At 53.5% G+C, this 10,784-nt stretch carries 9 protein-coding genes; 5 read left to right on the forward strand and 4 right to left on the reverse strand.

Annotated features, from left to right (window positions below):
- Window positions 1-155 precede the first annotated feature (155 nt).
- Window positions 156-929: a glutathione S-transferase N-terminal domain-containing protein gene (locus PY990_RS14005; RefSeq protein WP_275272130.1), complete on the reverse strand. Its 774-nt coding sequence runs from the start codon at window positions 927-929 to the stop codon at window positions 156-158.
- Between the two features lie 137 nt (window positions 930-1,066).
- Between PY990_RS14005 and aroQ the strand changes: the two genes are divergently transcribed.
- From aroQ to PY990_RS14030, 5 genes are all read left to right on the forward strand, one after another.
- Entirely contained in the window at window positions 1,067-1,498 is a 432-nt protein-coding gene (gene aroQ / locus PY990_RS14010) for a type II 3-dehydroquinate dehydratase (protein WP_171098161.1), read from the forward strand.
- Between the two features lie 111 nt (window positions 1,499-1,609).
- A complete protein-coding gene (locus PY990_RS14015; RefSeq protein WP_275272131.1) occupies window positions 1,610-3,022 on the forward strand; it encodes an efflux transporter outer membrane subunit in 1,413 nt (470 codons plus the stop codon).
- Window positions 3,019-4,218 carry an efflux RND transporter periplasmic adaptor subunit gene (locus PY990_RS14020; RefSeq protein ID WP_275272132.1) on the forward strand — a complete coding sequence of 400 codons (1,200 nt, stop codon included), beginning with the start codon at window positions 3,019-3,021 and terminating at the stop codon, window positions 4,216-4,218. Before PY990_RS14015 ends, PY990_RS14020 begins: the two co-directional genes overlap by 4 nt.
- Entirely contained in the window at window positions 4,215-7,361 is a 3,147-nt protein-coding gene (locus PY990_RS14025) for an efflux RND transporter permease subunit (protein ID WP_275272133.1), read from the forward strand. Before PY990_RS14020 ends, PY990_RS14025 begins: the two co-directional genes overlap by 4 nt.
- On the forward strand, window positions 7,358-8,257 hold the full coding sequence (locus tag PY990_RS14030; protein ID WP_275272134.1) for a helix-turn-helix transcriptional regulator: 900 nt from the start codon (window positions 7,358-7,360) through the stop codon (window positions 8,255-8,257). The genes PY990_RS14025 and PY990_RS14030 overlap by 4 nt, the downstream gene beginning before the upstream one ends.
- Before the next feature lie 28 nt (window positions 8,258-8,285).
- On the opposite strand, the gene PY990_RS14035 is transcribed toward PY990_RS14030, so the two are convergent.
- From PY990_RS14035 to PY990_RS14045, 3 genes are read right to left on the reverse strand one after another with little or no spacing between them, the layout of a single operon-like run.
- Window positions 8,286-9,104 carry an ABC transporter substrate-binding protein gene (locus tag PY990_RS14035; protein ID WP_275272135.1) on the reverse strand — a complete coding sequence of 273 codons (819 nt, stop codon included), beginning with the start codon at window positions 9,102-9,104 and terminating at the stop codon, window positions 8,286-8,288.
- Between the two features lie 14 nt (window positions 9,105-9,118).
- Entirely contained in the window at window positions 9,119-9,880 is a 762-nt protein-coding gene (locus PY990_RS14040) for an ATP-binding cassette domain-containing protein (protein WP_275272136.1), read from the reverse strand.
- Window positions 9,873-10,580 carry an ABC transporter permease gene (locus PY990_RS14045; RefSeq protein WP_275272137.1) on the reverse strand — a complete coding sequence of 236 codons (708 nt, stop codon included), beginning with the start codon at window positions 10,578-10,580 and terminating at the stop codon, window positions 9,873-9,875. Before PY990_RS14045 ends, PY990_RS14040 begins: the two co-directional genes overlap by 8 nt.
- Window positions 10,581-10,784: the final 204 nt, after the last annotated feature.

Here is a 10,784-nt window from a genome sequence, read left to right on the forward strand (position 1 = left end):
GAGGGCCGACACCGAGACTCGGCCCGCCCTTTTGCCGAGCGAGGTGAGTCAGGGTGAATATCAAAAAGGGAAAATCAGGTTTTCTGGCGAGAGAGGGTATGCACCTGAGATAGCGTAGCGACTGCAAGCAGACTCTCGCCAGCGCAACAAACTGTTCAAGCGCCGTATGTCTTGTCCAGATACCGCAAAATGTCGTTGGACTCGTACATCGCCACACCCGTGTTCGGATCGATCAGATAAGGCACTTGCACCTTGCCAGTGTTCTCCGACAACCAAGCCCGGTTGCGCGTGGTGCCTTGTGGCGCCTTGAACAGCTTGTCGCGGAAAACAGGCGGGCCCATGTCAGTCATGGCGCCCTTGGGCGTGTTCTTCAGCAGATATGGAATTTCCAGCTCACACAAACGCGCACGCACAGGCTTGGAGTACGGGCTGCTCTCAAAGCTGTATAGGACCAACGGCTCAGCAGGTGCTTTCGATGGTCGGGCTTTCATGCCCTGAAAGCCACCGACACGATATTGGAAAGTACTCGCCAGCATCGATGAACCCACCGCCACTTTGCGCCCAAAGCCTTGTTGGCTTTTCAGTTTACTGTCGTAGGTTTTGGCCAGGTAATCGATGATGTCGGCAGATTCATTCATCACCACGCCTGTGTTGTCATCCACCAGCATTGGAAACTTGGTGCCGGGCAACAATTTGCGAGCCTCGTCGCGAAAACGCTTACCACCTGCGGGGCAAGGCAAAATCATCACATCCAGATCCATTTCACTCAAAGCCTCCCGCACCAGTCTGCAAAACGGGCTGATCTCGATGTCATAGAGCTTCAACACTTTTTCAGGCGTTTTTCGGGCTCGGGCAGTGATGCCGGTGCCGCGCCAGCCGCGTGCTGTGCCTGCCAGCAAGTTGAAAATTGCGTCGATGTTGGTGTTCATGGCTTGCCTCTGTCCTAGAATTATTCGAAATTGTCGTTATTTTGTGCGCGAACGTGTCCGCAGTGTAGACGAATCCCCCTAGCCCGCCGCATTGCTTGTTACTATTTTTTCAAACACACCCGCACCGGAGAAGACACTTGAAAAAACTGCTGCTGATCAACGGTCCCAACCTGAACCTGTTGGGCACGCGCGAGCCAGGTATTTATGGACACATGACTCTGGCTGACATTGAAAAGGCCTTGAAGAACATTGCATTCACCGACGGTTTCGAATTGATGACCTTTCAAAGCAACCACGAAGGTGCCTTGATTGACCGTATTCACAAGGCAAAAACCGAAGATGTCGCGGGCATTGTGATCAACCCCGCCGGTTATACCCACACCAGCGTGGCGCTGCGCGACGCACTGGCGGGTGTGGCCATTCCGTTCATTGAAGTGCACCTGTCCAACATCTACAAACGCGAGAGCTTTCGCCACAACAGCTATTTTTCAGACCTGGCTGAAGGCGTCATTTGCGGGCTGGGCTGGCAAGGGTATGTGTACGCCTTGCGGCAACTGGCCTCGAAGTAAGCAAAGCGGGGGCATGGTGATTTTCGGTTCAATTTTGTAAAGATCAGTTAACAGCTGAACAAACAGCCCGAGACTGTGGTCTGATGGGCACTCAACAATAAAAACGACACCATGAAGCACCACCTCAAACCCCTGTTGCCCTTTGTCTTGGCTTTATCGCTGGGGGCTTGCGCCACTGTTGAGTCCAGAAAGCCAGAAATTGACAGCCGGTTTGAAAATGCAACTTTCAAACCCTTGGTCAGCCCGGATGCAGTGCAGCCCCCGGCTGACTGGTGGAAGGGTTTTGCAAGTGGACAACTCAACACACTGATGCAACAGGCACAGGCCGACAACCTGAGCCTGGAAGCCACAGAGGCCCGCCTGCGTGCAGCGCAGGCCAGCCTAGAGGCGGCTCAGGCCAGTTTTTTCCCCTCGCTCACCCTGAATGCAGGGCGACAGGAAAACACCGTGAAAGGCACCAGTATTCAAGGACAGGCCACCAACAACCGCGGACTGTTTACCTCGGCCTCGTTTGTGGCCAGTTATGAAATCGATTTGTGGGCTAGGGTTCGCAACACAGCCAAGGCCTCTGAATTGCAGCTTCAAGCGACGCGCTACGAACTGGATACCGCCCGCATCAGCATAGCGGGTCAACTAGCCACCACTTGGTCCCAATGGGTGGCGGCTGACCAAACCGTGCGGCTGTTCGAGACGGAACTTGAGAATTTTAAGACCAACCTGAAGTTGGTTGAATTGCGATTTCGTCAAGGCGGTGCGGTGGCCTCAGATGTATTGCAGCAAAGGCAACTGGTTGAGTCGGCCCAAGGCAACCTGGCCCAGGCCCGATCCAATCGAGACGTACTGCTCAATAGCCTTGCGCTGCTGGTGGGCCAGCCTCCGAATAAAATCAGCCTGAACAGCGAGAACCTGCCTACCCTGCCCGCTTTGCCCGCCACCGGCTTTCCCGCTGAACTGCTAAATCGCCGTCCCGATGTGCAGCAGGCATGGGCACAGGTGCTGGCAAACGATCGCAGCGTGGCCGCCGCGATTGCCAACCGCTTCCCACAACTCAGTTTGCGTGCAAGCTTTAGCGATCAAACCCCCGATTCCGACTTGCTGTTTGACAACTGGGTGCGCAATTTGAGTGTGAATCTGGTTGCGCCACTTTTCGACGGTGGCGCACGCTCCGCAGAAGTGGAGCGTCAGCGCGCCTTGCTTGACCAAGCCGTGGCACAGTATCAGGAAGCGGCCATCAATGCACTGGCCGATGTAGACAATGCACTGATTCAGGAAACCCGCCAAGGCGAGGCTGTGGAAAGTTTTCAACGCCAGCTTGAACTGGCTGAGCTCAGTTTGAAGCGACTTTTTGCAGGCTACCGCAATGGCACAGTCGACTACCTGGCCATTCTGGATGCACAACAAAGCACCAGCCAGCTAAGGCGTAACCTGGTGAATGCACAACAACAACTGGTGGGCTTTCGGATCGCCCTTTACAGGGCGCTGTCCGGCAGCATTCCACAATCTACAGCAGCAGAGCAGTCATGAGTGATCAATCTTTTTTCAAGCGCAAGTGGGTACAAATTGGCCTGGCCGTCGGGGTCGTTGCCCTGGGTGTTGTTGGGTCTGAATTGCTGGTGGCCACGGCGCCCACTGCCAGCCGCAAACCGCCGGAAAAAGTTGCACGGTTGGTGACCACCGAGGCCGTGAAAGCCGGGGACTACACAGTCAGCTTGTTGGGTTATGGCGTGGTTAAACCCGAACAACAAATTACTTTGCAGGCGCGGGTAAGCGGCACTGTTCAAAGCATTGGTCCGAAGTTTGTACCGGGCGCATCCTTCAAAAAGGGCGAGGTGTTGGTACAGCTGGACAACACCGACTACCGAATTGAATTACAAACGGCGCAAGCCGCACTTGCACAAGCACGATCCACGCTCACCTCCGAGCTGGGTAACCAGGTGGTGGCGCAATCCGACTTCGAATTATTGGGTTTGAATGTGGATGAACGTGAACGTGCGCTGATTTTGCGCAAACCACAACTGGAAGCCGCCAAGGCCACTGTGCAGTCTGCGCAGGCCGGTGTTGAGCGCGCCAAGGTGAACCTGGAGCGTACCATTTTGCGGGCACCTTTCGACGGTGTGGTGGTGAGTCGTGAAGCAAGCGTGGGCGCGCAAGTCAGCGCCTCCACCGCACTTGGCGTGTTGGCCAGCAGCGAGGCCTACTGGATCAGCGTGGCCGTGCCGCAAGCCGATTTGAAATGGATCAAGTTTCCTGAAGGCAAACAGACGGGCTCAACCGTGTGCGTCAGCGATGCAAGCAGCAATGAAGAGGGTTGCCACAAGGGCACAGTACTGAACCTGCAAACCAGTGTTCAAGACAATGGGCGACAAGCTCAAGTGCTGGTCGAAGTGCCTCGCAGCCAAAACAAGAGCAACAACAAAAACCTGCAGCCACTGTTGCTGGCCCAATATGTGAAAGTTCGCTTTGATGGTATTGAGCTGAAAAATGTGTTCAAGCTTGCGCCCTCCTCTGTGCATGACAACGCGGTGTGGGTCAACGATGGCGGCGAACTTGATATTCGCCCCGTCAATATCGCCTTCCGCTCGGCCGAGTATGTGCTAATAGATCAAGGCTTGAACAATGGCGAAAACATTGTGACCTCCAACCTCGGTTCGCCAGTGAATGGCATGGCAATTCGGACCAATGATGCCGCCAGCACCACACCCGCGGCGGTAAAACCATGAATGCCACAAGCCGTCGCCGGGTAGACCGCTCAGGCCCACTGGCCTGGATGACCAAGAATACAGTGGCCGCCAACATCCTGATGTGGGTGTGCCTGATTGGTGGCGTGTTCGGATTCATGAACATGACCAAAGAAGTATTTCCCGAATTCGAGCTGGATTTGGTCACGGTGACTGTTGCCTACCCTGGGGCAAGCCCGGAGGATGTAGAGCAGGGCATTGTGCTGGCCATTGAAGAGGCCATTTCAAGCATTGAAGGCATCGTTGAAGTCAATTCCACTGCCAATGAAGGCGCAGCCAGTGTGGTGATTGAAATCGATGAATCTGAAGACGCGCAGGCGGTTTACGACAAAATCAAACAAGAGGTTGACCGCATTACCACCTTCCCCGGCGATGCTGAAGTACCTAATGTGTCGCTGACTGCACGCAAGCGAACAGTAGTCACTTTGGTGGTACACGGCGACACAGATGAATTGTCACTGCGCAACTTGGCGGAAGAAGTACGCGACGGTTTGCTTCAAAACCCCGGGATTACCCAAGTAGATCTCACCGAAATTCGCGAACAGGAAATTCATGTTGAGGTACCCGAAGCGAAGTTAAATGCCTATGGTTTGACGTTGCAGGGCATTGCCGACAATATTCGGGCCAATGTGATTGAAGTATCCGGCGGAAGCATTTCAACCCAAAGCGGCGAAATACTGTTGCGTGTTTCCGAGCGGCGTGATTTCGCCAATCAGTTCGCTGCGCTGCCGATCGTGTCGCCAGTCAGCGGCACGCCTTTGAAGCTGGGCGACATTGCCACGGTGCGAGACGGCTTTCAGGACATCGACAAATACGCCACCTTCAATGGCAAGCCATCCATTGAAGTTTCAGTATCACGCATCGGTGAACAAACCCCGATTGGAATTTCCGAGGCCACGCAGGAGGCACTTGAACGAATTCGCCCCTTGATGCCCAAAGGCGTCGAAATTTCGGTGGTTAGTGATCGTTCTGACACTTACAAACAGCGACAGGAGTTGCTGGCGTCCAATGCCATTATGGGTTTGGTGCTGGTGATGGTTTTGTTGACCCTGTTTTTGGACTGGAAACTAGCCTTCTGGATCAGTATGGGGATTCCCACCGCGTTTCTCGGTGCCATGCTGATACTGCCACTGTTCGGGGTCACCTTTAATATGATCTCGATGTTCGCATTCATTATTGCGCTGGGCATTGTGGTGGACGACGCGATTGTTGCGGGCGAAAACATTTACGAATACAGACAACAAGGCATGAGCATGCTGGATGCCTCTATTCAAGGCGCACGCGATGTCGCCATGCCAGTCACCTTCAGTATCCTGACCAATATTGCAGCCTTTGCGCCCTTGCTGTTTGTGCCAGGCTTTCTGGGGAAAATTTGGGGTGTAATTCCATTGGTAGTGTGCACGGTGTTTGTGGTGTCGCTGATGGAGGCCATGTTGATATTGCCTGCTCACCTGGCCCACAGCAAAGATCCCAAACCGGACAATCGGTTTCACATCGCACAACAAAAATTCGCAAACGGTTTTATGGCGTTTATCGACAAACGCTACACCCCGATTGTCCACAAGTGTGTGGAGTATCGTTACTTGTCCATGGGCGTGGGCGTTGCCTTGATGGTGCTGGTGATTAGTTGGCCGGTAAGTGGCCGAATGGGCTTCGAACTGTTTCCACAAGTGGAAGCGGATCAGTCTGAAGTGCGGGCGCAATTGCCGCTGGGCAGCACCAATGAACAAGTGAACCTGGTTCGCGACCGAATAGTGGCCAGCGCCCTGAAGACCGTCGAAGCCACGGGAGGTGAACAACAAAGCACCGGGATTTATGCCAGTGTCAATGAAAACAACATTACGGTACGAACCTACTTGACCCCGCCGGGCGTGCGCCCCGTGCCCACAGCAGAGTTTACCGACCAGTGGCGGCTGGACGTCGGCAATATTCCCGGTGTTGAAACCATTCGCTTCGCAGCGGATTCGGGCGGCCCTGGCAGTGGCCCCGCCTTCACGGTGCAGTTAAGCCACCGCAATGTAGACACCCTGCGCCAGGCCAGCGAAGCCCTGGCACGTGAACTGGCCAACTACCCCATGGTGTCCGAAATCGACGATGGCTTTCAGAACGGAAAAGAACAATTCAGCTTTACTTTGAAAGAAGAAGCACGCCGCTTGGGATTGAGTTCCAACGACATTGGTCGACAGGTTCGTGCCGCGTTTTTTGGAGCAGAAGCATTGCGCCAACAGCGCGGTCGCAACGAAGTCAAGGTACTGGTCATGCGCCCTGACACAGAGCGTTCAGCACAAACTAACGTTCGCGATCTTCTGATTCGAACACCACAAGGCACACTGGTTCCACTGCATTCACTGGTGGAATTTGACGATACGCGAGCATTCGCCAACATCACGCGAAGGGATGGGCGGCGAACCATTTCGGTAACCGCCAACGTGAACCCGCGCAACCAGGCACAGCAGGTACAAAACGCCACGGTGCAGGACCTGATGCCGAAATTGATGGCTGACTACCCGGGCTTAAGTTACAGCTTTGCAGGTCGCCAGCAAGATTTTTCGGAAGCCCTGGGTGGGCTGGGCAAAGGTTTTATGGTGGCCTTGTTGCTGATCTACGTGCTTCTGGCCATTCCTTTCAAAAGCTATCTTCAACCCTTCATTGTGATGCTTGCCATTCCATTTGGTATTTTCGGTGCAATTGTAGGCCACTTGATGATGGGTTACAGCATCAGCATTGTGTCCATGATGGGTATTCTTGCCTTGGCTGGTGTGGTGGTCAACGACTCGCTGGTGATGGTGGACTACGCCAACGAAAAAGTACGCGAAGGCATGACACCTTACGAAGCCATTTGCATTTCCGGAGTGCGGCGTTTCCGCCCAATTATGCTAACCACAGTATCCACCTTTGGTGGCTTGGCCCCCATGATTTTTGAAACCTCCCGCCAGGCAAAATTCATGATCCCGATGGCCATTTCACTGGGCTACGGCATTTTGTTCGCTACAGCCATTACACTGTTGTTGGTACCCTGTTTGTACCTGATGATCGACGATATACGACGTATGTTGGGCACAAGCCCTGGCCTTGAGCCAGATGAAATTGATTTGACGAAACTGGAAGAAACCCGCACTACATGAATTCAGGTTCAGACACCACCGAGTTTTTAACCACCAAGGAAGTGGCTGAACTTTTGCGCATCAAAGAGCGCAAACTCTACGACCTGGTGAGTGCTCAAGAAATTCCCTGCGTGAAGGCCACTGGCAAATTGCTGTTTCCCAAAGCCGAGCTTCTGCACTGGATACGCACTGGCGAATTTCTGTCGGTCAGCAAAAACAACGTGCGATTGAATGTAATAGCTGGCAGCCACGACCCGCTTCTGGAATGGGCCATTCGTGAATCGGGTTGCGGGCTGGCCATGCAATTTGATGGCAGCTTGAGCGGGCTTGATGTGTTTGAGAACAAGGGTGCGGTGGCCACCGGCTTGCACGTACTCAGTGTCAACACCACCCCCAACACCACGGCCTGGAATACACATACGGTACAAAACCGTTTTGCAACAAGCAATGTGGTCTTGATGCATTGGGCCACACGGCAACAGGGTTTGATTGTGCCGCAAGGCAACCCGAAGAAAATAAGCAGTGTGGCTGATTTGCCTGCGTTGAAAATTGCCACACGCCAATCGGGTGCAGGCGGCATGATTTTGTTTGAGCACCTGCTGCGCACTCAAGGCCTTGATTTGGCAGCGCTGAATATTTCCGAAATCTGCCGAACCGAAAACGATACAATTGCTGCGGTGGCCAGTGGAAAAGCCGATGCGGCACCTGGTTTGCAAGCCTTGGCCTTACAATTTGGCCTTGGCTTTGTGCCCACACAACAGGAAAATTTTGATTTGATGGTGTGCCGCAAAGCGTGGTTCGAACCACCTTTTCAAACACTCATTCAGTTCGCCAACAGCAGTGCATTCAAGAAAAAAACTCAACAATTTGATGGCTACAACATCAAGGCGCTGGGCACCGTGGTGTGGAATTCCTAGTCTTTAACTGCGAATATCATTTTGGTGCTCATTTGCCGGTATTGGGAAAAAACAAGGACTGCCCATTCTGCTGAAACCCGGCAATCGTGGCCTGCCCCTTGGCGGACACCAACCAGTTCACGAATGCATTGCCCAATTCGCTTTTCACATTGGGGCACTTGGCTGGGTTCACTGCGATAACCCCGTATTGATTGAACAAGGTAGGGTCACCTTCCACCGCAATCTTGAAGTTGCCTTTGTTGCCAAATGCAATCCAGCTTGCACGATCGGCCAACACATACGCCCCCATGCCCACACCGGTGTTCAATGTGGCCCCCATGCCTGAGCCAGTCTCGCGGTACCACTTGCCGCTGGCTGCTTTCACATCCACATTGGCCGCCTTCCACAATTCCTGTTCTTTCTTGTGGGTACCGCTGTCGTCCCCACGCGAGGCAAACAAAGCCTTTTTGTCAGCAATTGCTTTGAACGATTTAACCACTTCCTTGTTGCCTGCCACACCCGCTGGGTCGTTGCCGGGGCCAACCACCACAAAGTCGTTGTACATCACATCAAGGCGCTTCACACCATAACCATCAGCCACAAACTTTTCTTCAGCAGCCTTGGCATGCACCAGTACCACATCGCCATCGCAATTTTGCGCATTCTTCAAAGCCTGACCGGTGCCCACCGCCACCACGCGAACTTCAATGCCAGTGTCCGCTTTGAATGCAGGCAGCAAGTGATCAAATAACCCGGAGTTTTGCGTGGAGGTGGTGGATTGAACAATGATGAATTTGTCAGAAGCTTGTGCTTGCGCAAACAGACCTGTGGCCAACAATGCGGCAAGCAATCGAATTCTTTTTGTCATGGTGTCTCCTCGTTTTAAATCAGCAACTCGCCTGCCAGGTAAGCTTTCGCCTCTCGGCTGGCGGGGTTCTTCAAAAATTCGTGAGCTGCTTGGATAGCATGAACCCTGCCCTTGTGCACAAATATCACCTCATCAGCAAGCCGTGAGGCTTGGCCTTGATCATGCGTCACCACAATCACTTTCACGCCACACTGGCTGGCACGTAAAACAATGTTTTCAATCAAGGCTGTGGCTTGGGGATCGAGGCTGGCGCTGGGCTCATCCAGAATGAGCAACCCTGGCTTTGCTGCCAGGGCGCGCAGAAGTGTCAAGCGTTGCTGTTCACCCCCCGAGAGCTTTCTTGCGGGGGACTTGGTCAAGTGCTGCATACCCCCCAGATCGAGCAAGGCATCCGCACGCAAAGCGCGTTCATTTCGGGCAACACCTGCGACAGCCAAGGCATGCAGCAGGTTGTCCTGAACACTGCGGCGCAACAACACCGGTCGCTGAAACACAAAACCAATTTGATCGCGAGGAATTCGGTTGCTCTGGTTGAAACGCACAGAACCCTGCGTGGGCGCAAGCAAGCCCCCAAGCAAACGCAAAATCAGGCTTTTGCCCGCCCCATTGGGCCCCATGATCGCGGTGATGCCTTGTGCGCCAATTTCCAGGTTTAAATTACTGAAAATAAGGTGTTTGCCAAATGAAAGGTGTACGCCTTCAAACTGAATTGGCAAGTGCGCTGAAAACGGTTTTGCCGGAGCAAGCAAAGCAAGGTCGCTATTCATCTTAAGCATAGGCCCTCTTTTGTGCGCTGTTTTTCAGCAAGAAAAGGCCTGCATTGATCAGGATGGAAAGCGCGACGAGAATAATCCCCAAGCCCAACGCCAGTGCCAGTTCACCCTTGGAAGTTTCCAGTGCAATGGTGGTGGTCATCACCCGGGTGACATTGGCAATGTTGCCACCCACTATAATCACGGCGCCCACCTCGGCCAGGGCACGACCCAGGCCAGCCAATGCACTGGTCAGCAGCGAATAGCGGGCATCTACAATCAAAGTGCAAATGGTTTGAATGCGGCTGGCGTTCATGGCGCGCAGCATTTCATCGTATTCACCATATAGGTCTTCAATCACTTGCCGGGCCAGTGCCGCCACAATTGGGGTGACCAGCACCACTTGCGCAATCACCATGGCTGTTGGGGTGTACAGCAATTGAAGAAAGCCCAAAGGGCCGGCCGCAGACAAAAACAGGTAAATCACCAAGCCAACCACCACTGGGGGCAAACCCATGAGGGAGTTCAAAAACACCACCAAGACCATTCGCCCCGGAAACCGGCCAATTGCCAAAGCAGCACCGATCGGAAAACCCAGCAAGCATGCAATGAATACTGCTGTGAACGTGACTTGAAGCGACAAAGCAATGATGTCGATCAAAGTGGGGTCAGCTTGCCCAATCAGGGTGAAGGCTTGAACAAAGGCTTGAGAGAAGTCTTGCATTTATATGCATTTTTTACGGAATAAATGCAGTGTAATGCGAAAATGCGCGTGATGTCATTGGTAGTAACACCAGCGGGGAGAAAAAAGGCAGAGGACGAATGGTCCGAATCCGGGAATGTCCCCTGCCGAAACCAGCTGACCCGATGCTAGTCAGATCAGCCAGTGCTTGGTCAATTCAGGTTTACTGCAACAGGCTCAGTACGT

The sequence above is a fragment of the Limnobacter olei genome (assembly GCF_029087225.1).
Lineage (GTDB): Bacteria > Pseudomonadota > Gammaproteobacteria > Burkholderiales > Burkholderiaceae_B > Limnobacter > Limnobacter olei.